Origin of the sequence: Bifidobacterium pseudolongum subsp. globosum (assembly GCF_000741295.1) — a bacterium.
Lineage (GTDB): Bacteria > Actinomycetota > Actinomycetes > Actinomycetales > Bifidobacteriaceae > Bifidobacterium > Bifidobacterium globosum.
This window is the reverse complement of record NZ_JGZG01000005.1, coordinates 294,305-319,992: the sequence shown is the minus strand read 5'-3', so window position 1 is coordinate 319,992 and position 25,688 is coordinate 294,305. Positions and strand designations below refer to the sequence as shown.

Below are 25,688 nucleotides of genomic sequence, written 5' to 3'. Positions count from 1 at the left end.
GCCGGCCGGTCGAAGACGACCGGCCGGCCCATGCGCCAACCTGCCGGTGCGGTCAGTCCTTGGCGATCGTGGTGCCGGCATGGGCGCCGGCGGACAGGTCCTCGATCTGGTCGATCTCCATGACCGGCACGCAGGCGGGCTTCTTCGTGCCGCGCTGTTCGGCGAGCTTGACCTGCTCGTCGTAGATTGCGTCGTCGGTGTGCAGCACGACCTCGCCGCGGAAGCGGTAGCCCTTCTTCTGCTCGAAATTGACGAAGGCCACGACGAGCGGGCTGCCGTTTTCGAGATTGCGGTAGGTCTGGCCGCCGGTGCGCTCGTGATAGGCCAGATGGTTGTCGTCGAGCGCAAACATCGACATCTTGGGGCCGAGGTCCGGCACGCCATCGGCGCTGACGGTGGCGACGAACGCCAGGTTGTCGTTGATGAACTGCTTCATGTCTTCGGTAAGTGTTGCCATGGGAATCCTTTCACAGGGGTGTAGTGCCCACTGTACGCGAACGGCGCCACCGCCGGCGCTGTTTACGCTCTCAAGGACATAGTGCCACATCTATGCAAAAAGGCCTCCGCAATCATGCGAAGGCCTCAAGTCGTGGAGCTAAGGGGATTCGAACCCCTGACCCTCTCCATGCCATGGAGATGCGCTACCAGCTGCGCCATAGCCCCGAATGGGACGACCGGTGTACCACCAGCCGCTTCGTGGAGCTAAGGGGATTCGAACCCCTGACCCTCTCCATGCCATGGAGATGCGCTACCAGCTGCGCCATAGCCCCATTCGACTTGCTCAATCGAACCTGAGACAGGTTACATCATTTACTCCCGGGACGCAAAAGACGGCGTGTCGCACTGTGTCGACACGCCGTCCGCATCCGGTTCTAGGCATGGAGCCCCAATGGTTCACTGCCCTGTTTGGCTGCCATCCTTGTGTTGGGTGGTGCCTGAATCCACGTTGTCACCGCCTTGGGTGCCGTCAGCGGCACCAGAGTCGCCACTGTGCCCCGTATCGGATTCATTGTCGCCCCCGGAGTCCGCGCCATTGCCCGTATCCGTATCGCTGCTGCCAGTGCCCGCCCCACCGTTCGGGTCATCGGCGCCGGCGCTCTGCCCATTGCCGGATGTGGCATCGGGTTGCTCGGTGGCGGCCTGCGGTGTGGGCGTGGGAGTCGTGGACGATTGCGGCGAGGGTTGTGTCGGCGTGTCGGTCGGGCTGGGCGTAATCACCGGTTCCTTGTGCCGCGTGTCGTCGGTCGTCTCAGTGGGGTGCACGATGTCGCGCACCACGGAATCGGTGCCCTGCCCGTCGGTCAGCGCCAGGATGATACCCGCGGTGGCGCCAACGGCCACCAGTGCGGAGACGACCGCCACGATGATGGCCACGCGTTTGTCGCGCGCGTTCATCGGCGGCCGGGTGCCTGAGTCATGCGCCGCCGAACCGTGCGACGAGGAGACCGTGCGCCCGATGCGCTCGCCCTCACCGTCGTCCTGCACCACGGGGATCCGCTGGGTGCTGTCGGTCGGCTCCTCCGCATCATCCGTGCCGTCCACCGCATCGCCGGCCTGCGGGTCCGCGGGGGCGAGCCCGAGCTGGTTCTGCGCGGCATCCTGCAGTTTCTTGCTCGACGCGTCGATGACGTTCTTATAAATCTGCGAGGCGGCCGTGGAGACGATCGACGCCACGGCGACACCGATGACCGAACCGGCGATGCCGATCTTCGACGACAGCAGAAACGACGTGATCGCCGCGAGCGCGCCCGCGAACAGTTGGGAGAAGGACAGTCCTTTGAAAAAGTTCTTCACTGCGCGTCGCCCCGATTCACTCGTCCCGGCCCCGGGCCTCGCCGGGGTCGTCCCATGCAGGGGTGTCGGCGAGCGCCGGGCCATGGTTGTAGTCGACGAGGATCCACCGGTCGTCCTCGTCGATGCGCGCGTCGACGAGGCGTGCCCAGTGCGCGTTGCGCATTGAGGTGATCGACACGAAGTCGGGGAAGCGCTCGCCGATGCCGTACATCTCCTGGATCGTGTTCTCGATCAGCGCGCCATGCGAAAAGACGAACAAGTCGGTGTCGGACCCCGCGCGGTGCGACCAGTCACGCAGCGCGTCCCAGCCGCGTGCGCCGGCGTGGGCGCGGGATTCGGCCCGGTGGCGCATTTCGCCACCCAGGCCGCGCATCCACAGGTCGAAGTCGTCAGGAAACGCGGCGCGCAGTTCGTCCATCGACATGCCTTCCCAGTCACCGAAGTGCCGTTCACGCAGGCGTCCGTCGACGTGCACGTCGAGTCCGAGCGGGTCGGCGAACGCGTGCGCGCTCTGCTGCGCGCGCTTGAGGTCGGAGGCGACGACGAGCTGGCGTGCGGCGGATTCGGACGTGACGTACAGGTCGCGCAACGCCCGACCGGTCTGCTCCACCTGCCATTGGCCGGTCGCGTCGAGGGGGATGTCGCCCCATCCTTGGATGCGGCCGGCCTTGTTGTATGCGGTACGCCCGTGCCGCACGAGTGTGATCGAACGGACCTGCATGCTCAGCGCTCCGTGGACTGCGGTTCCTCGGGATGTTCGAGGGGCAGCTCGATCTGCGGGCAGTCGCGCCACAGGCGTTCCAGATGGTAGAAGTCACGCGCCTCGTCATGCATGATGTGCACGATGAAGTCACCGTAGTCGAGCAGGATCCACTGGGCCTCCTGCACGCCTTCGCGCGAGCGCGGCTGGCGTTTGCCGTCGTTGAGGAACAGGTCCTTTTCGACCTCTTCGGCGATGGCGAGCACCTGGCGTTCGTTCGGCGCTGACGCGATGAGCATGCCGTCGCAGATGCCGAGCGCGTCACTGACGTCATAGGCCACGATGTCATGCGCCTTCATGCGGTCGGCGGCCGCGGCCGCGATGCGGATCGATGCGATGGACGATTCCAATGCTGTCATGCTGTTTCACGCTCCCAAGCTGGTTTCCAATGCTCCACATTGTGTTGTGTGTTCTCTGAATACACCATGGTGTCGTCTGGCACCTCATGGCGGATGACCGATCCGGCGCCGCTCGTGACGTGGTCGCCCACGGTGACGGGGGCCACGAAGAGGTTGCCCGCGCCGATGTGCACGTCGGAGCCGATCGTGGTGTGGTGTTTGTGCACGCCGTCGTAGTTGGCGGTGATCGTGCCGCCGCCGATGTTGGTGTGTTCGCCGAGGTCAGCGTCGCCCACATAGCTCAGATGTGGCACCTTGGTGCCACGGCCGATGTGCGCCTTCTTCATCTCGACGAATGCGCCGGCTTTGGCTTCCTCACCGATCTCGTTGCCCGGCCGCAGATAGGTCCACGGGCCGATCATGGCGGCGCGGCCGATGTGTGTGCCTTGCACGCGCGAGCGCTCCACATGCGCCTGCACGTCCACGGTGGCGTCGATGAGCGTCGTGTACGGACCTATCTGTGCTTCGGCGCCGATCGACGTGTTCCCCTGCAGGAAGCAGCCGGGCAGGATCACCGCGTCGGGTGCGATGCGTACATCGTCCTCGATCCATGTGGTCTGCGGGTCGAGGATCGTTACCCCTTCGCGCATCCAATGCTCGCAGACGCGCGTGTTGTGCGCCTTGGCGAGCGCGGCGAGCTGCACGCGATCGTTCACGCCTTCGACGCTCAACGGGTCGGGGGCGGCGAACGCGCCGACCTTGCCGAATGCCTTCGCCTCCTTCAACGCGTCGGTCAGATAGAACTCGCCCTGCGCGTTATTCGCGTCCAGATGCGCGATCGCCCGGGTCAGCACCTGCGCGTCGAACACATAGACCGACGTGTTCACCTCGTGCACGGCCAGTTCACTCTTGTTGGCGTCCTTCTGCTCCACGATCTTGAGCACGTCGCCGTTGGGGCCGCGGATGATGCGCCCGTACCCGGTCGGGTCGTCGAGTTCGGTCGTGAGCACAGTCGCGCCGTCGCCGCTCGCCACATGGTAGTCGAGCAATGCGCTGAGTGTGGCGGTGTCGAGCAACGGCATGTCGGACGCCGCGATGAGCACCGGCCCCTCCAGCGGGCCGTCGTGCTGCAACTGGTCCATCGCGCATTGCACGGCACGGCCGGTGCCGGGAATCTCATCCTGCTGCACGATGCGCACGCGCGGATCATAGTCGCGCGCGGCCTGCGCCACGCGTTCGGCCTGGTAGCGCACGACCACGGCGAGGGTGGCCGGGTCGAGCGCGGCGACCGACGCCATGACGCGTGCGAGGAACGTCTTGCCGGCAAAGGGGTGCAGTACCTTGGGCGTGGCCGAACGCATGCGCGTGCCTTCGCCCGCAGCCAGCACAATCGCGGCGGTGACTGTCATGGAATCCTCCAAACATGATAGAAAAAGCGCCCGCTCCCACGGTGGAAGAACCGTGGAATGCGGGCGCTAGGCTCGCTCCCCCACCTGGACTCGAACCAAGACAAAGGGTTCCAAAGACCCGTGTGCTGCCATTACACCATGGGGGAACGGCGGGGCGAACCCGCCAAGTGTTATTATGCCATACGCCCGGACTTTCCCGCGACACGGCAAGGTCGGGCGGGAGCCTGCACGGCGTCAGGCGAACAGGAACCCCTTGCCATGGTGTTCGGGGTAGGTGTCGAACAGTTCGGCGACGGACCCGTCTTCGAACACGGCCTTGATGGCGCTCGCCAGCAACGGCGCGATCGACAGCACGGTCAGGCCGTCCCAGCGCTTCTCTTCGGGAATCGGCACGGTGTCGGTCAGCACCACTTCGCGGGCGCCGCAGTTCTTGAGGCGTTCGACGGCGGGGCCTGAGAGCACGCCGTGCGTGGCGACGACGGTCACCGACTTGGCGCCGGACTCCTGCAGCACCTTGCAGGCGCCGGCGATCGTGCCGGCGGTGTCGATCAGGTCGTCGACGAGCACGCAGTCCTTGCCCTTGACGTCGCCGACGACGCGGTTGGCCACGGCCTGGTTGGGACGGGTGATGTCGCGTGTCTTGTGCACGAACGCGAGCGGGCCACCGCCGAGGCGCTGCGCCCACTGCTCGGCCACGCGGATGCGGCCGGCGTCCGGGGATACGACCGTGACGTTGTCCAGATTGTTCGCGAAGCGGTCGCGGATGTAGTCGACGAGCACCGGCATGGCGATGAGATGGTCGACGGGGCCGTCGAAAAAGCCCTGGGATTGTGCGGCATGCAGGTCGACGCTCATGATGCGGTCGGCGCCTGCCGTCTTGAGCAGGTCGAACACCAGGCGGCACGAGATGGGTTCACGGCCGCGGTGCTTCTTGTCCTGGCGTGAATAGCCCAGCAACGGGCTCACCGCGGTGATGGAGCGCGCGGACGCGCGCTTGAGCGCGTCGATCATGATGAGCTGTTCCATGATCGCGTCATTGACGGGGTCGCTGTGGCTTTGCAGGACGAACACGTCCGCGCCACGCACGGATTCGGTGTACCGCACATACATCTCGCCATTGGCAAAATCGTACGCCGTGGTCTCCAGAACATCGATGCCGAGCTGCTGCGCCACATCCGTGGCGAGCTTGGGATGGGCCCTGCCGGTAACGAGAATGAGGTTCTTATCAGGTTTGCCTTCGAGGATTGCGCTCACCGTATCTCCAAACGTCAGTTCGTTGTGGACGTGTCCCATAGTAATGGCGCCATCTGACCGGCGCGGGCGCTTACGCGCGTCGAAAACCCACTACGAGGCGTGGTAGAGGCCATGCTTGCCGATATATTGCACCACGCCGTCGGGCACGAGGTACCACACCGGTTCGCCATGGGTGGCGCGCCGGCGCACATCGGTGCTCGAAATGGCCAATGCGGGGATTTCAAGCATGTCGACCTTGCCTTCAGGCAGGGGGCTCGACGCCGCATAGCCGGGACGCGTGACCGCCACGAAATGCGCGATATCGAACATCTGTTCGACATCCTTCCATTGCATGATCTCGGCCACGGCGTCGGCGCCGGTGATGAAGAACAGGTCCGCGTCCGGGTACAGCGCCCGCAGGTCACGCAACGTGTCGATCGTGTACGTGACGCCGGGACGGTCGATATCGACACGCGACACGGTGAACTTCGGGTTCGACGCGGTGGCGATGACCGTCATCAGGTACCGGTCCTCGGCGTTCGTCACATGTTTGTCGAGCTTGAACACCGGCCGGCCCGTCGGCACGAAGATGACCTCGTCGAGGTCATAGACCCACGCCACTTCCGACGCGGCCACAAGATGGCCGTTGTGGATCGGGTCGAACGTGCCGCCCATGATGCCGATGCGTGAACGCTCATGCCAATTGCCGCGGGCGGAACGCTTGCCTGGCGCCGAAATGATGTGCGCGGTGGCAGTCTGTGCCGCCGACAGTTCCGCCATACGCCGCGGCTGGCCCTGCTCACTCACCGGAGGCCCCGGATTCGTCGCCGAGCGCGTCGAATTCTCCCTGCAGCGAGCGAATCGTGTCGGCGTCCGATTCGCCTTCGGAGTCGATGCGCCCCATGTCCTCGTCCCATTCGTCCTGCACGACGCGGCGGATCTCCGCGAAGGTCGGCAGCAGGAACTTCGGCTGGAACGTGCGCCGCACGTGCGCCACGCGTTCCGTGATACGGATGAGGGTGTCGGTCATGCCATCGATGTCGGCGTGCTGTTCCATCGTGCGGAAGCGGTCGATGTACTCCTCCATGAGGGTGACTTGGCCGAGCGCCTCCTGGTATTGCTCGTCGGTGACGGCGATGAGGTCCGGCGCATCCTCCTCGGGCCAGCCGATCAGCACCGCGTCCGCGTATTCGAGCGACGCGCGCTGGGTGGCGGTGGCGATGCCGTCCTCGATCTGCACAAGGAACACGTAACGCACGAGGCTGAGCCGTTCGGAGACGATCTTGAGCACGCTCGCGCGCTGCGCCAGGTCGACGCCCCACGGGTTGGGGAGCACATGGTCGTTGACACGCACGACGGGCGACGGACCCGACTGCCCTGCGCCGCTCATGCGCGCACCTGCCCGGTGCCGTAGCCGATCCACTTGGTCGTGGTCATCTCCTGCAGCCCCATGGGCCCGCGCGCGTGCATCTTCTGCGTCGAGATGCCCAGTTCGGCGCCGAAGCCGAACACACCGCCGTCGGTGAAGCGGGTCGAGGCGTTGACCATGACGACGGCGGAGTCGATGTCTTTCGTGAAGCGTTCGACCGCGCCGTAGTCCTCGGCGAGGATCGACTCGGTGTGGTGGGTCGAATACGTGTTGATGTGCGCGATCGCGTCGTCGATCGAGTCGACGACGCGCACGCCGATCTCGAGGGCGAGGTATTCGGTGCCCCAATCGGATGCGTCGGCCTCAAGCAGTTCGATGTCGCGGATGTTCGCTTCGCCGATGATGCGGTACGAGACCTCGTCGGCGTGGATCGCCACATGCGCGTTGGCGAGCGCCTGCGCCGCCATCGGCAGGAACGCCTCGGCCACGTCGCGGTGCACGATGAGCTTTTCGGCCGCGTTGCACACGCCGACACGCTGCGTCTTGGCGTTGAGCAGGATCGGGATGGCCTTGGTCAGGTCGGCGGAACGGTCCACGTAGATGTGCACGTTGCCGGCACCGGTCTCGATGACGGGCACCTTGGAGTTGCGCACCACGGCCTGGATGAGGCGCGCGCTGCCGCGGGGCACGAGCAGGTCGACATGCCCTCGCGCCTCCATGAGCGCGGTGGCGCCTTCGCGCCCGTACGGGTCCACGGTGTCGACGAGGGCCGCGTCGAAATGCAGCTCGGCGAGCACGTCCTTGACGATCGCGAGCGTGGCCGCGTTGGTGCGCTCGGCCGCGTGGCCGCCGCGCAGCAGGGCCGCGTTGCCGGATTTGATGCACAACGACACCACGTCCACGGTGACATTGGGACGCGCCTCGTAGATCATGCCGATCACACCCATCGGCACGCGCACCTGCTGCAGGCGCAGACCGTTGGGGGCCTCGAAGCCGCGCACGACCTGCCCCACCGGGTCGGGCAGCGTGGCCACATGGCGCATGTCCTGGGCCGAGGCCGCGATGCGCGGCACGTCGAATTTGAGCCGGTCGAGCTTGCCCGCGTCCATGCCTTCGTCGAAGGCCTGGCTCATGTCGAGCGCGTTCGCCGCGGCGATCTCGTCGGCACGCGCGTCGAGCGCGTCGGCGATCGCCGCGAGCAGGCCGTTCTTCACGTCGGTCGTGGATTTCGCCAGGGCGCGTTGCGCCTCGGCGGCGCGGTCGGCCATCGCGCACACCGCGTCGAACACGCCGCCGGACACCTGATTCGTCTCTTCCATCGCTGTAGTCGTCATATCTGCGAGGATAGTGGATGAGCCATACAGTCGCATATGGCGGCGCGGAACGTGAAACGCTTGCCGGGCGCGTCCCACAGCACGGACGTGCGGGCCCGCGCTGCCCACTGATGCGGCTAGACTGGGCTGCGCAAGCAATCCGGCACACTTCTAGTTCGGTAAGGACCATTCGCAAAGTGACTACTTTCCACAGCACGCGCAGCAGCGCCGACGCGCTCACCTCCAAGCAGGCCATCCGCAAGGGCATCGCCGACGACGGCGGCCTTTTTGTGACCGATCAACTCGGCGAGACCACGGTCGACATCTCCGCGCTCGCCGGCAAGTCGTACCAGCAGATCGCGTTCGACGTGCTCAGCGTGCTGCTGCCCGACTTCGGCGAGGACGAGTTGAAGCAGTGCATCGCCGAGGCGTACGGCAGCCAGTGGTCCGATGAGCGCATCACCCCGGTCAAGCCGCTCGGCGACGACTATGTGATGGAACTGTTCAACGGCCCCACATGCGCGTTCAAGGATGTGGCGCTGCAGATCCTGCCGCGCTTCATGGCCCGCACCACGCCGGCCGACGGCGACGCGGACGAGAAGATCATGATCGTGACCGCCACTTCGGGCGACACGGGCAAGGCCGCACTGGCCGGGTTCGCCGACGCCGCGGGCACCGGCATCACCGTGTTCTACCCGCAGGGCCGGGTGAGCCGCGTGCAGGAGCTGCAGATGACCACGCAGACCGGCTCCAATGTGCATGTGTGCGCCGTCAACGGCAATTTCGACGATGCGCAGTCCACGGTCAAGGAGATCTTCGGCGACCAGGAGCTCGCCGAACGCCTCGCCGCGGACGACCATGTGGTGCTCTCGTCGGCGAACTCGATCAACGTGGGCCGCTTGGTGCCGCAGGTCGTCTACTATTTCTCGGCGTACGCGCAGCTGCTCGAACAGCAGGTGATCAATGTGGGCGACGAGGTCGACTTCGTGGTGCCGACCGGCAATTTCGGCGATGTGCTCGCCGGCTACTACGCGAAGATGCTTGGCCTGCCGGTACGCCAACTCGTCGTGGCCTCCGACAAGAACAACGTGCTGTTCGACTTCCTGACGACCGGCACCTACAACCGCAACCGCCCGTTCTACGAGACGATCTCGCCGTCGATGGACATCCTCATCTCCTCGAACCTCGAACGCATGCTGTATTACATGGCGGAGAAGGATCCGCGCCTGATCACCTACCTGATGAACGACCTGGCGCAGTACGGCGCCTATGAGGTGCCGCCGCAGCTGCTCGCGCAGATCCGCCGACTGTTCGCCACCGGCTGGGCCGACGAGGACCAGGTGCGCCAGATGATCGCCGAATGCTGGCGCGACAACCATTATGTGATCGACCCGCACACCGCATGCGGCTATTTCGTGATGCGGCAGATGCCGGCCGACCCGGGCACGCCGCGTGTGCTGCTGAGCACCGCGAGCCCCTACAAGTTCCCGCGCGTGGTCAACGAGGCGCTGGGGCTCAAGGCCGACGGCACCGATTTCGAATGCATGGACGAGCTCGCGGCCGCCACCGGCACCGAGGTGCCCGCCATGCTGCGCGGCCTGGAAAGCGCCGACGTGCGGTTCCGTGACTGCGTGGAGGTCAGCGACATGGCCCACTACGTGGAGCAGTGCGCCGACCGTCTGTAACATAACGCGCACCAGCATGTGTTGGCCCCATCGCCATATGGCGATGGGGCCAACACATTGTTCAGGCGAGCGGACGTGGCGCCTGCGCGAAGTCGTTGAGGACGCCTTGCGCAATGGATTGGATCGCCGGCCAGGATTGTGCGGACGACTCGTCGTAGACACCCCACACATGCATGCCGGCCCCGGCCGCCGATTGCACGCCCGCAAGCAGGTCCTCGAATACGGTGGCCGCATGGGCCGGCACACCGACGCGCGCGGCGGCCTCCAGATAGATGTCGGGGTGCTCCTTGCCGCGCCCCACATCGTCGACGCCGACGATGGCGTCGAACAGGTCGAGCATGCCGGCGTGCCCAAGCGCCGGCGCGCGCAGTCCGGCGGGCATCGTCGTGGCCACCGCAAGTCTGGCGCCGGTGGCTTTGAGGTAGCGCAGATAGTCGAGCGCATGCGCCTTGGGCTGCACGACGCTCGTATACGCGTCATGCGCCATGCGGTCCCATTCGGCCATCAGTCCGTCCTCGGTGTCGTCCAAGCCGAACCGGTCGATCGTATAGCGCGCGATCTCACGGAACTGCATCGCCGTAACGGTCTCCATGTAGTCGTCGGGCACGGTGATGCCGCGTTTCGCCAGGAACGCGGCGTCGATCTGGTCCCAGACGCCCATCGAATCGAGCAAGGTGCCGTCCAGGTCGAAGATCGCGGCCTTGCCGAGGTTCTCGTCAGTCGTCATGCGCACTGCCTCCTGCTACCGCATCGGTGTTGTCGTCGTCCAGTCGCGAGGCGTCGAGCAGCTCACGCGCATGGTCGAGCGATGTGCGCGTCGTGTCACCGGCGAGCATGCGCGCGATCTCCTCGACGCGCGCGCTCCCCTGCACTTCGCGCACACTCGTGCCCGTGCGCCCCTCGCCATCGGTGCCCTTGCTCACCACATACTGGCGTTGTGCCCACGAGGCCACCTGCGGCAGATGCGTGACGACGATGACCTGCGCGTGCCGGGCGAGGCGCGCCAAGCGCCGCCCGAGTTCCACCGCGGTGCGCCCGCCCACGCCGGCGTCGACCTCGTCGAAGATGAACGTCATCAGCGCGCCCTGCTCCCCCGACGCTCCATGGCCCGCCGCGGACAGTTCGAGCGCGAGCATGAGCCGGCTCAGTTCGCCGCCCGACGCGCTTGCGCCCATCGGCATCGGCTCGGCGCCCGGGAACGGTGTGAACAGGAACACGATGTCGTCGATGCCGTGCGCGTCGAGCGCGCCGTCGCCACTGCGCGGCTGCACGCGGATCGAGAGCGCCGCGCCATCCATCGCCAGCTGTCCGAGTTCACCCGCGACCGCTTGGCACAATGCGTCTGCGGCTGTGCGCCGCGCCTTGGTGAGCCGTTTCGCCGCACGCAGCGCCGCCTCGGCGAGCGCGTCGCGTTCGGCGCGCAATTGGGCGAGCCGTTCGGGTGAATCGTCGAGGTCCTCGAGTTCGAACCGCGACCGTTCGCGCCAGGCGAGCACGTCGACGAGCGTCGGCCCCCACCGGCGTGTCAGTTCGTCGAGCTCGTGGATGCGCCCGTTGAGCGCGTCGAGTTCTTCGGGGCCGCCTTCGCTGTCGAGCTGCCGCGTGAGTGTGAACACCACGTCGGCGAGTTCGGTGCCCACGGCGTCCAGGCGGTCGGCGCACTGGCGCAGACCGTCGTCGAATCCGAGCGCCCGCAGAGCGTCGGCGGCGCGCTGCACGAGGTCGCACGCGCCGGGCAGTTCCATGCCGTCGCCGTTCTGGGCTGCGTCGAGCGCGCCAAGCGCCTGGGCGACGCCGGCGTTGACGCGCGCCGCGTTCTCGATGCGCGTGCGGCGCGCCTTGAGCTCGTCGAGTTCGCCGGCCTGCGGGGCGATGCGGTCTATGCGCGCGATCGATTCGCGCAGGTAGTCCGCCTGCTGGCGCATCGACGCCTCCTGCGATTCGATGCGGTGCAGATGGTCCTCCGCCTCACGGTAGGCGGCGTAGGCGCGCGCGTAGGCATGGAGCAGATCACCGTCGGCGGCGTACCGGTCCAGGAACGCGCGCTGCCGGGCCGCGGTGGCGAACCGCAGCTGGTCGGCCTGCCCATGGACGGTGATGAGTTCGGCGCACACAGCGCCCAACAGTGAGCGCGGCACCGTTTTGCCGCAGATGACGGCACGTGAACGGCCATGCGCCGGCACCGTGCGCGCAAGGAACACCTCGTTGTCGACGATGCTGATGCCGGCGTCGTCGAGCAGTGGCACGGCCGGCGAATCGGCGGGCAGCGTGAAGATCGCCTGCGCCCATGCGGCCGTCGTGCCGGTGGCGACGCGCGCGGGGTCGGCCGGAGCGCCACAGACCATGTCGAGTGCGGACAGAAGCATGGATTTGCCGGCGCCGGTCTCGCCGGTGATCGCCGTCATGCCGGCATGGGGTGCGATGGTTGCGGTGTGGATGGGCCCAAGGTCTCGCAGTTCGAGTTCTTCAAGCAAAGTGGGGTCACCGGTTCCTTGTGTGGGTGTCGGATGTGCAGGATGTGCGCATGTGTGGCGTCAGGCGCCGTAGTCCGGGTCGTCGGCATCGCCCTGCCCGCGCAGCGACGTGTTGGTTTCGGGGGCGTGCCGGTCACGCCAACCGACGACCGGCAGGTTGAATTTCGTGACGAGCCGGTTGGTGAACGGCGCGTCCGACAGGCGTGCCAGACGCAGCCGTGCGGCCGATTGGCGGATCGCAACGCGCGTGCCTTTGGGCAGCGCGCGCTGGCGGCGGCCATCGCAGCAGATCCACCCTTCGGACGTGGAATCATCGTCGATGCGCAGCGAGAACGATGAGTCGGAACCAATGACGATTGGGCGGGCGAACAGCGCATGCGCGGCGAGCGGCACCATGAGTAACGCCTGCACGTCGGGCCAGATCACCGGGCCGCCGGCGGAGAACGCGTAGGCGGTCGAACCGGTGGGTGTCGAGAAGATGACGCCGTCGCAGCCGAACGAGCTCATCTCCACGCCGTCCACACCGATCGACAGTTCGACCATCTTGCCGCGGTCGGCGCGTTCGATCGTGATGTCATTGAGCGCCCAGTCGCACAACGGTTCGTGTGCATCGGGCAGCCAGACGTCCACATGCGCGATCATGCGTTCGTCGATGTTGTAGTCACGTTCGGCGATGCGGCGGATCGCGTCGTGGATCTGGAAGCTTTCGAATTCGGCCAGAAATCCCACATGGCCCATGTTGATGCCGATGATCGGCACGCCCGTGCAATGCACGAGCTCGGCGGCACGCAGGATCGTGCCGTCGCCGCCGAGGACGACGACGATCTCGGTGTCTTCGGGCACCCGCTCGCACGGCTGACCGAATTCGGGCACGTCGAGCCGGTCGATGACCTGCACGTCGAACCCGGCCTCCTGCAATTGCCCGACCGCGCCCTGCACGACGTCGCCGCGGTGCATGAGGCGCTCGTGTGTGACGACAATGGCATGCCGTGTCTTGGTCATGGCCGCTCCGTTTCTCGCGTGGGTGTACGCCACCATGGTAGTCGACGCCTCGTATCGCCCCTTCCCCATGCCAAACGCCCAGCGATGTGCGAACAGGCGGCGTGAAGTCGCTCGTGGCTCTACAATAGCTACGTAAGGACACGCACTGTGGTCACGGCTTGGACGGGGAGGCAGCATGGCGAATCTCCTGTTCGACGAATCGGCGTCGAACAGCGACGCTTCACAAGGCTATGCCTGGTGGTTCTCGGGCGACACGTTCGAGAAGGCCGCCGCCGAGGAACGCAAACCGATTCGACGCTCATTGAGCTACCGGATCAACTCGCACCCCGGCCGGCTGACGATCATCTACTTCGTCGTGCTGGTGTGCCTGTCCACGTCGCTGCTGCTGTTGCCCATCTCCACGCAGGAGGGGCAGTCCACGTCGTTCTCCACCGCGTTCTTCACCGCGGTCAGTGCATTGTCGACATGCGGCATCTCGATTGTGAACACCACAAGCCACTGGTCCATGTTCGGCCAGGCGGTGCTCATCATCTCCGTGCAGATGGGCGGTCTGGGCGTCATGACCTTCGCCTCGCTCATCGCGCTCGCCGTCAACCACCACCTCAAGGCCATGCAACGCCTGCTGACGGCCTCCGAGCTCGGCACCAACAAGCTCAGCGAGATCAAAGGCGTGCTGACAGTCGTGCTCACCACCACATTCGTCATCGAGAGCATCACGTTCATCGCCCTGTTCCCCGGACTGCTCCATGTGAACAAGGGATCGGTGGGGCACACGCTGTGGGAATCGTTGTTCTTCGCCGTCATGGCGTACAACAACGCCGGCTTCACCCCCGACGGCGCGGGGCTGTATGTGAACAACTGGGCCGTGGGCATGCCGATCATGCTCTCCGCGTTCTGCGGCACGCTCGGCTTCCCCGTCATCCTCAACATCTTCCGCTGCACACGCCGCCACCAGCCGCCCAAACGCTGGAACCTGCACACCAAGGTCACCCTCATCACCACGTTCGCGATCGTGCTTGTCTCGCTCATCTGGTTCTTGGCCGTGGAATGGGACAATCCGGCGCTGTTCAAACACGCCGACGTGGAGACGCGCATGCGCCGCGCCATGGTGGCCGCGGTGATGCCCCGCAGCAGCGGCTTCGATCTTTCGTGGGTGCCGCAGGTGAGCGAGGCGACGAAGGTGTTCATGAGCTTCGTCATGTTCATCGGCGGCGGCAGCACCTCCACGGCCGGCGGCATCCGCGTCACGACCTTCGCCGTGATCCTGCTGGTGTGCAAGGCCGCGTTCACCGGGCACAGCGATGTGAACGCGTTCCACCGGCGCATCCACACGCATGTGATCATGACGGCGGTCAGCATCACCACCGCGTGCTTCGCGCTTGTGCTCGTGGCCTCGATGGCGCTCATGCTCATCACCGACGCCTCGTTCAGCCACGCGCTGTTCGACGCATGCTCGGCATTCGGCCTAGGCGGCTATTCGGTGGGCGTGGCGCAGGAAGGCAGCGATGCGGCGCTTTACGTGCTCGCCACAACGATGGTCGTGGGGCGTTTGGGCCCGATGACGCTTGCCTACGCGGTGAGCCGGCCCAAACAGCTTGACGTGGTGCGCTACCCCACCGACCAGATCGTGGTGGGCTGACCGGCGGCCACACGCAACCATCAACCCCGATTGTTCTTCATCATTCACACGCAACTTGCAGGAGGTAACCATGGCGGACAACCGCAGTGTACTTGTGGTGGGACTCGGCCGTTTTGGCAGCGCGGTGGCCACCACGCTCGACGCGATGGGCCAGGATGTGCTGGCCGTGGACCGCGATCCCGAGCTCGTGAACCGCTGGTCGTCGCAGATCCCCACCGTGCAGGCCGACATGACCGACGTGCTGGCACTCGAACAGCTCAACGCCGCCGACTTCGACACCGCGGTCGTGGCGATCGGCGACAGCGTCGAGGCGTCCGTGATCACCGCCGGCAACCTGCTCGACGCCGGCATCTCCGACATCTGGGCCAAATCGGTGTCGAAGGAGCACGCGCGCATCCTGCAGCGCATCGGCGCACGCCACATCATCAACGCCGAAACCGATGCGGGCAAGCGTGTGGGGCATCTCGTGTCGAGCAACTACCTCGACTACATCGAGCTCGAAGGCGCCTACAACGTCGTCAAGATCCACACGCCCGCGCAGTTCGTGGGCTATACGATCGGCGACGCGAAAATCCACGACCGCTATGGCGTGACGATCGTCGGCGTCAAATCCCCGGGCCATGAGTTCCAGTACGCGTCAAACGGCCTTGAGCTGCACCGCAATGACGAACTGATCATCATGGGCAAGCAAGACCAGATCGACCACTTCATCCGCGGCTGACCCAGCCGGCTTCAGGCACGGGCCCGCGCATACATGAGGTATTCGATGTTGCCGTGCGTGCCTTCAATCGGCGAGACGGCGGTCGCCACAACATCCAGCCCGCACTCGCGCGCGCATTGAACGACATCGTCCAACGCGCGTGCGCGTAGCTGGGAGTCGGTGACGATACCGTGTTTGCCAAGCCCTTGCCTACCGACTTCGAACTGCGGTTTGACCAGCATGACCACCGACGCGCCTGGTGCGGCGATGCGCGCGACGACCGGCAGCACATATGTCAGCGAGATGAATGAGACGTCCGACACGACCATCTGCGGCACGAACGGCAGGTCCTCCGGCCCGACGTCGCGGATATTGACGCCGCTCATCTCCGTGATGCGCGGGTCGGCGGCGATGCGCGCATCGAGCTGCCCATGGCCCACGTCGAGCGCGATGACGCGCCGCGCGCCACCGCGCAGCAGCACGTCGCAGAACCCGCCGGTCGACGCGCCGATGTCGAGGCAATCGAGGCCCGCGGGCGGCCGCAGACCGTGGGATGCGAACGCGCTGAACGCGCCGAGCAGCTTGTAGGCTCCACGCGAGACGTAATCGTCGGCGCCATGTATCTCGACGTGTGCGCCGTGAGGCACGGATGCCGACGGTTTGCGCACACACACGCCATCAACGAACACCGAGCCGTCGCGGATGAGGCGCTGCGCTTTGGCGCGCGATGGCGCCAGCGCACAACGCGCCACGTATGCGTCAAGCCGTTCCATCCCCACCATGGCCGCCGGTCAGTCGTCGAGATGGAACTGCGGCAGGGCGATGCCCGCGGTGTCAATGCCGTTGTCCATGCGGTCCCAGATGAGCGCGCATGCGGCGCGCAGCGCGTCGACGCTCGTCGCGTCGCTGACACTGACGGCGCCGTCGCGCCATGTGGCGGTCATGCCGCCGCAGCGCCAGTCGCCGTCCGCGAGCCGTTCGACGCCCGGGTGGGGCACGTTCAGTCCGCGCAGGTCGCGGGCGATGTACGTGGGGCGCAATGCGGCCGGGGCGCACATGAGCAGCCGTTCGTCGGTCACGCCGGTGAGCACGAGCAGCGAATCATAGCCGCCGCGGTTGCCCGCTTCAATGTCGGTGTCCAAGCGGTCGCCGATGGCGAGGCTCTGCGCGACCGACACCATCCTCTCACCGTCATGGGCGGCGAGCATGCGCGCCTCGTCATACATCGCCGATTCGGGTTTGCCCGCCGAGGCGATCGGTTCGACGCCGGTGGCGTTGATGACGGCTTGGATCATCGAACCGCATCCCGGCGCGATGCCCTGCTCACGGGGAATTGTGGGGTCACGGTTCGTCACGAAATACCGGGCTCCCGCCTCGACCGCATACGCGGCTTCGGCCATCTGCTGCCATGTCATCTGCGGGTACCAGCCTTGGATGACCGCGGCGGGGTCGTCCTTGGCATTGTCGACGATGACGAGGCCCTGCTTGGCCACTTCGTCACGCAGATGGTCGGCGCCCACCACGAGCACGCGTGCCCCCGCGGGTACATGGCGCGCCACCATGCGGGCGGCGACGACCGACGAGGTGATCACCTGCCACGGCTGCACATCCAGCCCGAACCCATGGAGCTGGCCGGCCACCACGCCCTGCATGCGCGAGGAGTTGTTCGTGGTGTACTCGATCGTCATACCGAGCCGCTGGGCTTCGGTGATGCTCGCACTGGCGTGCGGCACCGGCTGCTTGCCGTAATAGACAACGCCGTCAAGGTCCAGCAGCGCCAGACGGTAGGTCTCGCTGAGCGCGGTCGTGGTGGCTTTCAGCACGTGGGGTCACTCCGTTTCGCTGTCGATCTGCTCTTCGTCATCGCCGATCTGGGCGTCCTCCTCGTTGAAGTCCTCAGCGACGTCGGTCATGTCGGGGTCGGCCATCACGCCTTCCTCGTCACGGCGTTCGTTGCGTTCCTCCATCTCGGCGGGTTCGATGTCCATCGCGGCGCCTTCGCGCTGCTCCTCTTCCGGCAGGCGCGTCTCGTCGTCCATGTTCACACCATCCTCGTCGTCGAACGGCGCGTACTGCGCGTCGTCCTCGGTCACGCCGAGCTTGGCCTGCAGGTCTTCGGGCAGGTCCTCCACGTCGTAGTCGACCACGAAGTCGTCGCTCGTCTCATCCTCTTCGACGTCGGCGTACTTCGCCTCCAGGTCGTCGATGAGCTCATCCATCGCCACGGCCTCGTCGGAACGGCCGGACTGCTCGAGGAAGTATTGTTCGGCCTGCGCGGCGCGCATGCGGTACTCCCCCGCCAAGCCCTTGGCGTGCACGAGCTTCGACACGACCTCGATCGCCTGATCCCACATGCCCAGATCGGCGAGCGCGCCGGCGTACACGAGGAACATCTCGGCCTTCGGTTCGCCGGTCAGGTGCTTGGCGTCGTCGGACAGCGCGATGTCGATCGCCTTCTTGGGCTGTTCGAGCCCACGCTCGCAATCCGCCATGAACGGCAGGTAATCCAAGTAGCCGTTCATGCGGAACGCCGTGCGGAACTCGCGCAACGCGAGCTTGTAGTCGCCGTTGCGGTAGGCCACCATCGCGAGCGTCTCGCGGGCGAAATCGATGCGCGACGCCTGCTTGGCCACCCACTTGGCGTGCTCGAGCGCCGCCTTCGGGTCGTCGGCCTCAAGCGTGTACGCGGCCAGGATGTGCAGGCCGATGTTCTCGGCATGTTCCTTCGACAGTCCGCGCAGACGTTCGCGCTCGTCCTTGCTCAGCATGTTCCATTCCAGACCCTTGGGCATGACCGGCTCACCCGGACGACGGTCGGTGTAAGGGTTCTGCGAGGGGAAGCTGACCGTGCCATCAGAGTTCTTGCGCGACTTCGACATGTATTCACGGCGCTTGTCGTCATGGTGGTTGAAGCGGTCCCCACGACGGTCGTCACGGCGGAAATCCCTGCGGTCCCCACGGCGGTCGTCATGATGGTTGTTGCGGCGGTCATCACGACGGTCATCGCGACGGAAGTCCCTACGGTCGCCATCACGGCGTTCGCCGTCGCGGTGGAAGTCACGACGCTCGCCGTCACGGCGGTCATCACGACGGAAGTCCCTGCGGTCGCCACGGTGGAAATCACGGCGCTGGCCGTTGCCGTGGTTGTTGCGGTCCCTGCGGTCGCCCGAACGATAGCCGCGCGATCCGCCCGACTCGCCGTCGCGGTGGAAACGCTGGCGGCGTTCGCCGTCCTGACGGGACTCACCGCGTTCGCCGTCGCGGTGGAAGTCGCGGTTGCGGTGCTGGGAGCCGCCGCGGTGGAACGATCCGCCGCCTTGGCCCTTGCGCTGGCCTTGGCCCTTGCGCTTGCCGGAATTGTTCGACCCGTATCGGCGGTTCGACCCGTGTGATTGATGCTGGGATCCGCGTTCGTCTGCCATTCTGTGCCCTTTGCATTCGAGAGGCGGGCCGTGCGCCCGCCTCATCCGTTCTTGTGTCTTCAGTGTAATCGCTCGCCAGCGTCGACGTGGCGCATTGGGGCGATAGCGTAAACTCAGCCGAGCTCCACCACGCCGAGCGCCTTCTTGCCGCGGCGGATGAGCGCGAACCGCGCCTGCAGGAAGTCGTCGACGCCCAGCAGGCGCTCCTGGTCCTCCACGCGCGCATTGTTGAGGTATACGCCGCCCGAGGCGATCGTCTTGCGCGCTTCGGAGATCGACTTGAACAACCCGGCGCGCACGCCGGCCTCGCTCACACGCTCGCCGACCGTGGCTGTGGCGAAGACCTTGGCTCCATCTTCGTTCTCGACCTTGAGGCCGTCGAGCGCCGCTTCAAGCGTGTCCACGCCGATGGCCGCCAGGTCGCCGCCGCGTCCGAAGAGCGCCGCGGACGCCTCGATGGCCTGCCGTGTGGCATCCTCGCCGTGCACGAGGCTCGTGACCTCCCATGCGAGCACACGCTGGGCCTCGCGGGCGCCCGGATTCGTGGCGGTGCTCTCCATGAGGCGTTCGATCTCCTGCTTCGGCAGGAACGTGAAGGCCTTGAGCAGGCTTTCCATCTCGGCGTCCGGGCGGTTGATCCAGAACTGGTAGAACCGGTACGGGCTGAGCATCGTGGGGTCGAGCCACACGGCGTTGCCTTCGGACTTACCGAATTTCTTGCCGTTGGCGTCGGTGATGATCGGACTGGCCATGACGTTCACATTGACGCCGCGCACCTTGTGGATCAGGTCGAGGCCCGACGTGAGGTTGCCCCACTGGTCGGATCCGCCGAGCTCGAGCACGCAGTCGAAATTGTCGTACAGGTGCAGGTAGTCGTTGCCTTGGAGCACCTGGTAGCTGAACTCGGTGAACGAGATGCCCTCCTCCGAATTGAGGCGGCGTGCCACGATGTCCTTGGAGAGCATCGTGCCCAGACGGAAGTTCTTGCCCACGTCGCGCAGGAAGTCGATGACGTTCATCGACGCCGTCCAGTCGTAGTTTGAGACAAAGCGCACCGGGTTGGCGCCGTCCTGCACGAGCACTTCGCCGATCTGTGCGCGCAGGCGGTCGCACCAGCCGGCCACGATGTCCTTGGAGTTGAGCACGCGCTCACCTGACTGGCGCGGGTCGCCGATCAGGCCGGTGGCGCCGCCCACGAGCGCGATCGGGTGGTGCCCGGCCGCCTGCAGGTGGCGCATGATGATGAGCTGCACGAGGTTGCCGATGTGCAGTGACGGCGCGGTGGGGTCGAACCCGCAGTAATAGGTGATCGGATCTCCATCGAGCGTCTCTGCGAGTCGTTCCCGGTCGGTCGACTGGGAAATCAACCCGCGCCATTCCAATTCATCCAGTACCGAATCGAATCCGGCTTCCTTGTAATCGATGACGTGAGCCATGCCTAATGTTCTCCTGAATCTGACGTATGTCTACGCGGGGCGCGTGCATAGCACGGCCCCGGCCGGTTCCCAGTGTCGCACGGCTCGCAGACACTCACCGGCCTTTGCCGTGGGGTTTTGCGAAGCGGTCGGGCGAGAACGTCTCGGCGGTCGCGCTGATTTTGTCGGCGGCGGTGACGAGCCAGCCTTCCACATGGCGCGGTGGAACCGGCGTGAGCGGGAACATGTGTGTGCGGATGCTGTTAGCCACCACGTCGTCGATGGCGAAATCGGCGCGCGCATTGCGTTCGGCCGTAGCCGGGTGCCTGAACCCATGCCAGCGGTGTGTGCCGTCGTCGTGCTCATGCCAGTCGTACAGGAAATAGTCGTGGAGCAGGGCGGCGCGCACCAGTGAGCGCAGGTCCACGCGCCGCCACAGGCGCAGGCGGTCGGCGAGCCACACGGCCAGACGCGCAACGCGCACCGAATGCTCGTAGGTCGTCACGTTGCCGTGCTGGTACGCGCGGCGCTCCACCTCCATATGCTCATGCGTCAGGATGTCGGCGCCGTAATGGCACACGATGCGGTCGATTGCGCGTCTGCTGAGCACAACTCCCCCTGCCTGCGCACACGGATTGCGTCCGGTGTGGCGGCGGTATGCGCGTCCGCCGCCACACCGGACGCGTCACGCCTGGTCGGCGCCGTGCAGTTTGACGATCGCCTCGGGCGAGACATACGCCGTGCCGTCGCTGCTCGCGTGGAAATACGTGCGCAGCTGTTCGACAGCGGATTTGGCGGAGACGATCTGCTCGCGCACACGGGTCGGCGCGGTGCCGCCCTTGCCGGCGCGCGCAGCGACCGAGCCTTCGGTGGAGAGCACTTCGCGCACGCCCACGGCCTGTTCGGCGGGCAGGAATTCGCGGAACACCTCGATGAAATCGTCGTCGGTCAGGTCCCACAGCTCTTCGCCGCGGCCTTCGGCGATCTTGACGCATGCGCCGGAAAGCTCATGGGCGTGCCGGAACGGCACGCCCTGCTTGACAAGCCACTCGGCGATGTCGGTGGCGAGCGCGAAGCCGGTCGGCGCCTCGGCCTCGAGACGGGCGGCGTCGAAGGTCATCGTGGCCACCATGCCGGTGAACGCGGGCAGCAGCACTTCGAGTGTGTCGACCTGGTCGAACACGGCCTCTTTGTCTTCCTGCAGATCACGCGCGTACGCGGTGGGCAGGCCTTTGAGCGTGGCGAGCAGGCCGGCCAGGTCGCCGATGAGGCGTCCGGCCTTGCCGCGCGCGAGTTCGGCGATGTCGGGGTTCTTCTTCTGCGGCATGATCGAGGAGCCGGTCGAGTACGCGTCGTCAAGCCGCACGAAGGCGAACTCCTGCGTGTTCCAGATGATGATCTCCTCGGACAGGCGGCTGATGTCGACACCGGCCATAGCCGCGACGAACGAGAACTCCGCCACGAGGTCGCGGCTCGCGGTGCCGTCGATGGAGTTTTCGGTGACGGTCGTGAACCCCAGTTCGCGTGCCACGGCCACCGGTTCGAGGCCGAGCGTGTTGCCGGCGAGCGCACCGGAGCCGTAGGGACTCGCGTCAATGCGCCGGTCCCAGTCGCGCAGGCGGTCCACGTCGCGCAGCAGCGGCCACACGTGCGCCATGAGCTGGTGCGCGAGCAGCACGGGCTGGGCGTGCTGCATGTGGGTGCGGCCGGGCATCACGGTGCGGCCGGCTTTGAGGGACTGGTCGATGAGCACCATGCACAGGTCGAGCAGTTGGTTGGCGATGACGCGCGACTGGCGGCGCAGCCACATGCGGATCAGCGCGGCGATCTGGTCGTTGCGCGAACGGCCGGCGCGCAGTTTGCCGCCCAGCTCGTCGCCGGCGATCTCCAGCAGGCCGCGTTCGAGCGCGGTCGCTTCGTCCTCGTCGTCTTCGACCGGCGCGAACGCGCCGGTGTCCACCCGGTATTGCAATTCGTTGAGCGCCGCTTCCATGCGCTGCAGCTCGTCGGAGGTGAGCAGTCCGGCGCGGGCCAGGGCACGGGCGTGGGCGCGGGACCCCGCGATGTCGTCGTCGGCCAGTCGCCAGTCGAACTGCGTGGATTTGCTCAGCGCGGCGAGTTCGGGCGAGGGGCCGGACGAGAACCGCCCGCCCCACAATGCCAGATGCTCCCCTTCGTGCGTGGTGCCCTCGGTCATGGTTTCCTCTCTTTCCCGGTGCCTTGCCGGCCGAAAAAGGGCGGCCGCGCGCGGCTCGTGCCGCGGGCGCGCCGCCCGTCCGTGCGGTCGGATGCAACCGCCTGTTGGTGTGCCCTACTCTACGTCGTTGTCCGGAACTTCAATGCCGTTGCCGAACTTCACGTCGCGTGCGGCGGCCACCTTGGTGGGCAGGCCGTAGATCTCGATGAAGCCGTTCGACGCGTTCTGATCGAAGGTGTCGCCCGAATCGTAGGTGGCGAGGTTGTAGTCGTACAGCGAGCTGTCGGAACGGCGTCCCACCACGACTGCGCGGCCGCCATGCAGCACCATGCGGATCTCGCCGTTGACGTACTGCTGGGTGTCGTTGATGAACGCGTTGAGCGATTTGACGGCCGGCGAGAACCATTGCGCGTCGTAGACGAGCTCGGCCCAGCGCTTGTCGATGTCGCGCTTGATGCGGTGCTGTTCGCGTTCGAGGCACATGTTCTCGAGCTCTTCGTGCGCGCGAATCAGCGCGATCGCGCCGGGCGCCTCGTAGAGTTCGCGGGACTTGATGCCGACGAGGCGGTCCTCGATGAGGTCGACGCGGCCGATGCCCTGAGCGCCGGCACGGCGGTTCATCTCCTCGATCGCCTGCAGCGGGGTCACGTCGCGGCCGTCGATCTTGACCGGCACGCCCTGCTTGAATTCGATGACGACCTCGTCTTCGACCGGCGGGAAGTCCGGGTCGTCGGTGTACGAGTAGCAGTCCTTGGTGGGCGCGTTCCACGGGTCCTCGAGGAAGCCGGTCTCGATGGCGCGGCCCCACACGTTCTGGTCGATGGAGAACGGGCTCTTCTCGGTCTGCACGATCGGCAGGTCGTGGTCGTTGGCGTAGGCGATTTCCACGTCGCGCGTCAGTGACAGGTCGCGGATTGGGCTGATCGCCTTGAGTTCGGGGTCGATGGACTGGATGGAGACCTCGAAGCGCACCTGGTCGTTGCCCTTGCCGGTGCAGCCGTGCGCGATTGTGTCGGCGCCGAACTGGTGTGCGGCGCGCACCAAGTGCTTGGTGATCAGCGGACGCGAGATCGCGGAGACGAGCGGGTACACGCCTTCGTACATGGCGTTCGCCTTGAGGGCCTGCATGCAGTATTCGTTCGCGAACTCGTCGCGTGCGTCCACGATGTACGCTTCGACGGCGCCGCACGCGAGCGCGCGTTCCTTGATCGTCTCGAGGCTTTCGCCTCCTTGGCCGACGTCGAGCGAGACGGCCACCACGTCTTTGCCGGTGCGGTCCTTGAGGTACGGGATGGCGACGGAGGTGTCGAGGCCGCCGGAGTACGCGAGCACAATACGGTTCTTATCGCTCATGTCTTGCCTTTCTTCAGGTGCGATACGCGCCAGTATATACAAAAGCGTGTATAAATATGCATTATGGACACGATGTGCCCACGATGCGAATGCTCAGCCGCGCTTGGACGCGATATCGAGCAGCCATGCGCTGCGCCGCAGGGCCGACTGGTCGTCCTGGCAGATCACCAGCACGGTGTCGTCGCCGGCGATCGTGCCGAGGATGCCCGGGACGGCGTGGCGGTCGATGACGCTCGCCACGTATTGGGCGGCGCCCGACGAGGTGTGCACCACGATGAAGTTGCGCGCGTGGGCCACCGAGGTGACGATGCCCGACAGCACCTTCGACATCTGCTGCTGGGCACGCTCGTCGGGCTCGTGGCCCTCCGCCTCCGCCGGCGCGTGCTCGCCGACGGTGTAGGCGAGCACGCCGTCTGGCAGGCGTGTCTTCGTGGCGTTGATCTCGTCGAGATCGCGGCTCAATGTGGCTTGGGTCACCTCGATGCCCTGGCTGCTGAGGATTTCGGAGAGCTCCGCCTGCGACGTGACCACATTGTTCTCGAGCGCCTGCTCGATCGCGTTCAGGCGCGCGATGCGGCTCGCCGGGCGTTGCATCGGCTGGGAGTCCTGCGTCATCAGACCAGCAGGCTTTCGTCGCCACGCTGCTTGCCGATGAGCCAAGTGAGCAGCGCCTTCTGCGCGTGCAACCGGTTCTCGGCCTCGTCCCACACGACCGACTGCGGGCCGTCGATGACCTCGGCGGTCACCTCCTTGCCACGATAGGCGGGCAGGCAGTGCTGGAACAGCGCGTCGGGCTTGGCATACCCCATGAGCTCCTCGTTGACCTGATATGGCCAGAACGGCTTGGAACGCACAGCGTACTGCGATTCCTCGCCCATCGAGACCCATGTGTCGGTGAACACGCAGTCCGCGCCGGCCACGGCCTCGAGCGGATTGGTCGTCACGAGGATCGATCCACCGGTCGTGGCGGCGATCGCCTCGGCGTCCTGCACGATCGCCTCATCGGGCAGATAGCCATTCGGGCCGGCCACGGCCACATGCATGCCGGCCACGGCGCCCGCGAGCAGGTACGAGTTCGCCATGTTGTTCGCCGCATCGCCCAGGTACGCGATCGACATGCCTTCGAGCGCGTCGACGCCGCCCCTGAACTGGGCCAGGGTCAGGAAGTCGGCGAGCACCTGACAGGGGTGGAATTCGTCGGTGAGCGCGTTGACTACCGGCACTGTGGCCACCGAGGCCATCTCCTCGATGCGCGACTGTTCGAACGTGCGCCAGACGATTGCATACGCCATGCGCGTGAGCACTTCGGTCGTGTCGCTGATTGGCTCGCCACGGCCCAACTGGGACCCGGACTTGTCGATGACGAGCGGGTAACCGCCCAATTCGGCCACGCCGATCGAGAAGCTCGAGCGCGTGCGCGTGCTCGGCTTGTCGAAGAGCACGGCCACGCCCTGCGGCCCCTCGAAAGGTCGGTGGTGAAAACGGTTCTCGCGGAACTTCATGCCCAGTTCCAGAATCTGCTTTTGCTCCTCGTGATTGACGTCGTCATCGCGAAGCATGTGCCGAAGCTGCGCCATAATGGCCT

At 65.9% G+C, this 25,688-nt stretch carries 24 protein-coding genes and 3 tRNA genes; 3 read left to right on the top strand and 24 right to left on the bottom strand.

Annotated features, from left to right (window positions below):
• Nucleotides 1-52: 52 nt before the first annotated feature.
• The 12 genes from BPSG_RS03545 to BPSG_RS03490 all read right to left on the bottom strand — a co-directional run bounded on the left by BPSG_RS03545 (nucleotide 53) and on the right by BPSG_RS03490 (nucleotide 8,237).
• Nucleotides 53-457, bottom strand: a complete 405-nt coding sequence (locus BPSG_RS03545; RefSeq protein WP_022857442.1) for a pyridoxamine 5'-phosphate oxidase family protein — start codon at nucleotides 455-457, stop codon at nucleotides 53-55.
• 133 nt (nucleotides 458-590) lie between these two features.
• A tRNA-Ala gene (locus BPSG_RS03540) sits at nucleotides 591-663 on the bottom strand.
• Nucleotides 664-697: 34 nt separating this feature from the next.
• Nucleotides 698-770: transfer RNA gene (locus tag BPSG_RS03535), tRNA-Ala, on the bottom strand.
• A 124-nt stretch (nucleotides 771-894) separates the two neighbouring features.
• Nucleotides 895-1,794 carry a hypothetical protein gene (locus tag BPSG_RS03530; RefSeq protein WP_026643266.1) on the bottom strand — a complete coding sequence of 300 codons (900 nt, stop codon included), beginning with the start codon at nucleotides 1,792-1,794 and terminating at the stop codon, nucleotides 895-897.
• A gap of 16 nt (nucleotides 1,795-1,810) precedes the next feature.
• On the bottom strand, nucleotides 1,811-2,515 hold the full coding sequence (locus BPSG_RS03525; RefSeq protein WP_033502082.1) for a histidine phosphatase family protein: 705 nt from the start codon (nucleotides 2,513-2,515) through the stop codon (nucleotides 1,811-1,813).
• 2 nt (nucleotides 2,516-2,517) lie between these two features.
• Entirely contained in the window at nucleotides 2,518-2,913 is a 396-nt protein-coding gene (rsfS, locus tag BPSG_RS03520; protein WP_022857649.1) for a ribosome silencing factor, read from the bottom strand.
• A complete protein-coding gene (glmU, locus tag BPSG_RS03515) occupies nucleotides 2,910-4,301 on the bottom strand; it encodes a bifunctional UDP-N-acetylglucosamine diphosphorylase/glucosamine-1-phosphate N-acetyltransferase GlmU (protein ID WP_026643268.1) in 1,392 nt (463 codons plus the stop codon). The genes rsfS and glmU overlap by 4 nt, the downstream gene beginning before the upstream one ends.
• 75 nt (nucleotides 4,302-4,376) lie before the next feature.
• A tRNA-Gln gene (locus tag BPSG_RS03510) sits at nucleotides 4,377-4,447 on the bottom strand.
• A gap of 88 nt (nucleotides 4,448-4,535) precedes the next feature.
• Nucleotides 4,536-5,594 (bottom strand): ribose-phosphate diphosphokinase, encoded by a 1,059-nt coding sequence (locus tag BPSG_RS03505; protein WP_051591946.1) that lies wholly within the window; start codon nucleotides 5,592-5,594, stop codon nucleotides 4,536-4,538.
• A 51-nt stretch (nucleotides 5,595-5,645) separates the two neighbouring features.
• Nucleotides 5,646-6,314, bottom strand: coding sequence for a nicotinate-nucleotide adenylyltransferase (gene nadD / locus BPSG_RS03500; protein ID WP_026643270.1), 669 nt, complete (start codon nucleotides 6,312-6,314; stop codon nucleotides 5,646-5,648).
• 19 nt (nucleotides 6,315-6,333) lie between these two features.
• Entirely contained in the window at nucleotides 6,334-6,924 is a 591-nt protein-coding gene (locus BPSG_RS03495; protein WP_236822927.1) for a phosphoribosylglycinamide synthetase, read from the bottom strand.
• Nucleotides 6,921-8,237 carry a glutamate-5-semialdehyde dehydrogenase gene (locus BPSG_RS03490; protein WP_026643271.1) on the bottom strand — a complete coding sequence of 439 codons (1,317 nt, stop codon included), beginning with the start codon at nucleotides 8,235-8,237 and terminating at the stop codon, nucleotides 6,921-6,923. Before BPSG_RS03490 ends, BPSG_RS03495 begins: the two co-directional genes overlap by 4 nt.
• A gap of 176 nt (nucleotides 8,238-8,413) precedes the next feature.
• Here BPSG_RS03490 and thrC point away from each other — a divergent pair, with 176 nt between their 5' ends.
• Entirely contained in the window at nucleotides 8,414-9,901 is a 1,488-nt protein-coding gene (gene thrC / locus BPSG_RS03485) for a threonine synthase (RefSeq protein WP_026643272.1), read from the top strand.
• Between the two features lie 61 nt (nucleotides 9,902-9,962).
• On the opposite strand, the gene BPSG_RS03480 is transcribed toward thrC, so the two are convergent.
• From BPSG_RS03480 to BPSG_RS03470, 3 genes are read right to left on the bottom strand one after another with little or no spacing between them, the layout of a single operon-like run.
• A complete protein-coding gene (locus BPSG_RS03480) occupies nucleotides 9,963-10,628 on the bottom strand; it encodes an HAD family hydrolase (RefSeq protein WP_026643273.1) in 666 nt (221 codons plus the stop codon).
• Nucleotides 10,618-12,375: a DNA repair protein RecN gene (recN, locus tag BPSG_RS03475; protein WP_026643274.1), complete on the bottom strand. Its 1,758-nt coding sequence runs from the start codon at nucleotides 12,373-12,375 to the stop codon at nucleotides 10,618-10,620. The genes BPSG_RS03480 and recN overlap by 11 nt, the downstream gene beginning before the upstream one ends.
• A 60-nt stretch (nucleotides 12,376-12,435) precedes the next feature.
• Nucleotides 12,436-13,377, bottom strand: coding sequence for an NAD kinase (locus BPSG_RS03470; protein WP_026643275.1), 942 nt, complete (start codon nucleotides 13,375-13,377; stop codon nucleotides 12,436-12,438).
• A gap of 175 nt (nucleotides 13,378-13,552) precedes the next feature.
• On the opposite strand from BPSG_RS03470, the gene BPSG_RS03465 reads away from it, so the two are divergent.
• Both BPSG_RS03465 and BPSG_RS03460 read left to right on the top strand, forming a co-directional pair.
• On the top strand, nucleotides 13,553-15,016 hold the full coding sequence (locus BPSG_RS03465) for a TrkH family potassium uptake protein (protein ID WP_026643276.1): 1,464 nt from the start codon (nucleotides 13,553-13,555) through the stop codon (nucleotides 15,014-15,016).
• A gap of 70 nt (nucleotides 15,017-15,086) precedes the next feature.
• On the top strand, nucleotides 15,087-15,737 hold the full coding sequence (locus BPSG_RS03460; protein WP_026643278.1) for a potassium channel family protein: 651 nt from the start codon (nucleotides 15,087-15,089) through the stop codon (nucleotides 15,735-15,737).
• A gap of 11 nt (nucleotides 15,738-15,748) precedes the next feature.
• On the opposite strand, the gene BPSG_RS03455 is transcribed toward BPSG_RS03460, so the two are convergent.
• The 9 genes from BPSG_RS03455 to argF form a co-directional block, all read right to left on the bottom strand.
• Nucleotides 15,749-16,489: a TlyA family RNA methyltransferase gene (locus BPSG_RS03455; protein ID WP_026643279.1), complete on the bottom strand. Its 741-nt coding sequence runs from the start codon at nucleotides 16,487-16,489 to the stop codon at nucleotides 15,749-15,751.
• Between the two features lie 18 nt (nucleotides 16,490-16,507).
• Complete coding sequence (locus tag BPSG_RS03450; protein ID WP_026643280.1) at nucleotides 16,508-17,539, bottom strand: HAD-IIA family hydrolase; 1,032 nt, start codon at nucleotides 17,537-17,539, stop codon at nucleotides 16,508-16,510.
• Nucleotides 17,540-17,545: 6 nt separating this feature from the next.
• The gene (locus BPSG_RS03445; RefSeq protein ID WP_026643281.1) at nucleotides 17,546-19,138 is read right to left on the bottom strand and encodes a tetratricopeptide repeat protein; all 1,593 of its coding nucleotides are present in this window, start codon (nucleotides 19,136-19,138) and stop codon (nucleotides 17,546-17,548) included.
• A 113-nt stretch (nucleotides 19,139-19,251) separates the two neighbouring features.
• Nucleotides 19,252-20,574 carry a tyrosine--tRNA ligase gene (gene tyrS / locus BPSG_RS03440; RefSeq protein WP_026643282.1) on the bottom strand — a complete coding sequence of 441 codons (1,323 nt, stop codon included), beginning with the start codon at nucleotides 20,572-20,574 and terminating at the stop codon, nucleotides 19,252-19,254.
• 94 nt (nucleotides 20,575-20,668) lie between these two features.
• A complete protein-coding gene (locus tag BPSG_RS03435) occupies nucleotides 20,669-21,163 on the bottom strand; it encodes an HD domain-containing protein (protein WP_026643283.1) in 495 nt (164 codons plus the stop codon).
• A gap of 75 nt (nucleotides 21,164-21,238) precedes the next feature.
• Entirely contained in the window at nucleotides 21,239-22,750 is a 1,512-nt protein-coding gene (gene argH / locus BPSG_RS03430) for an argininosuccinate lyase (RefSeq protein ID WP_026643284.1), read from the bottom strand.
• A 114-nt stretch (nucleotides 22,751-22,864) separates the two neighbouring features.
• Entirely contained in the window at nucleotides 22,865-24,103 is a 1,239-nt protein-coding gene (locus BPSG_RS03425; protein WP_026643285.1) for an argininosuccinate synthase, read from the bottom strand.
• Nucleotides 24,104-24,196: 93 nt separating this feature from the next.
• Nucleotides 24,197-24,718, bottom strand: a complete 522-nt coding sequence (argR, locus tag BPSG_RS03420; RefSeq protein ID WP_026643286.1) for an arginine repressor — start codon at nucleotides 24,716-24,718, stop codon at nucleotides 24,197-24,199.
• Entirely contained in the window at nucleotides 24,718-25,683 is a 966-nt protein-coding gene (gene argF / locus BPSG_RS03415) for an ornithine carbamoyltransferase (protein ID WP_099309762.1), read from the bottom strand. Before argF ends, argR begins: the two co-directional genes overlap by 1 nt.
• Nucleotides 25,684-25,688 lie beyond the last annotated feature (5 nt).

Coding starts and splice junctions, on each gene's coding strand:
- BPSG_RS03545 (WP_022857442.1), bottom strand. CDS start 457: ATGGCAACACTTACCGAAGACATGAAGCAGTTCATCAACGACAACCTG.
- BPSG_RS03525 (WP_033502082.1), bottom strand. CDS start 2,515: ATGCAGGTCCGTTCGATCACACTCGTGCGGCACGGGCGTACCGCATAC.
- rsfS (WP_022857649.1), bottom strand. CDS start 2,913: ATGACAGCATTGGAATCGTCCATCGCATCGATCCGCATCGCGGCCGCG.
- glmU (WP_026643268.1), bottom strand. CDS start 4,301: ATGACAGTCACCGCCGCGATTGTGCTGGCTGCGGGCGAAGGCACGCGC.
- BPSG_RS03505 (WP_051591946.1), bottom strand. CDS start 5,594: ATGGGACACGTCCACAACGAACTGACGTTTGGAGATACGGTGAGCGCA.
- nadD (WP_026643270.1), bottom strand. CDS start 6,314: ATGGCGGAACTGTCGGCGGCACAGACTGCCACCGCGCACATCATTTCG.
- BPSG_RS03495 (WP_236822927.1), bottom strand. CDS start 6,924: ATGAGCGGCGCAGGGCAGTCGGGTCCGTCGCCCGTCGTGCGTGTCAAC.
- BPSG_RS03490 (WP_026643271.1), bottom strand. CDS start 8,237: ATGACGACTACAGCGATGGAAGAGACGAATCAGGTGTCCGGCGGCGTG.
- BPSG_RS03480 (WP_026643273.1), bottom strand. CDS start 10,628: ATGACGACTGACGAGAACCTCGGCAAGGCCGCGATCTTCGACCTGGAC.
- BPSG_RS03470 (WP_026643275.1), bottom strand. CDS start 13,377: ATGACCAAGACACGGCATGCCATTGTCGTCACACACGAGCGCCTCATG.
- BPSG_RS03465 (WP_026643276.1), top strand. CDS start 13,553: ATGGCGAATCTCCTGTTCGACGAATCGGCGTCGAACAGCGACGCTTCA.
- BPSG_RS03460 (WP_026643278.1), top strand. CDS start 15,087: ATGGCGGACAACCGCAGTGTACTTGTGGTGGGACTCGGCCGTTTTGGC.
- BPSG_RS03455 (WP_026643279.1), bottom strand. CDS start 16,489: ATGGAACGGCTTGACGCATACGTGGCGCGTTGTGCGCTGGCGCCATCG.
- BPSG_RS03445 (WP_026643281.1), bottom strand. CDS start 19,138: ATGGCAGACGAACGCGGATCCCAGCATCAATCACACGGGTCGAACCGC.
- tyrS (WP_026643282.1), bottom strand. CDS start 20,574: ATGGCTCACGTCATCGATTACAAGGAAGCCGGATTCGATTCGGTACTG.
- argH (WP_026643284.1), bottom strand. CDS start 22,750: ATGACCGAGGGCACCACGCACGAAGGGGAGCATCTGGCATTGTGGGGC.
- BPSG_RS03425 (WP_026643285.1), bottom strand. CDS start 24,103: ATGAGCGATAAGAACCGTATTGTGCTCGCGTACTCCGGCGGCCTCGAC.
- argR (WP_026643286.1), bottom strand. CDS start 24,718: ATGACGCAGGACTCCCAGCCGATGCAACGCCCGGCGAGCCGCATCGCG.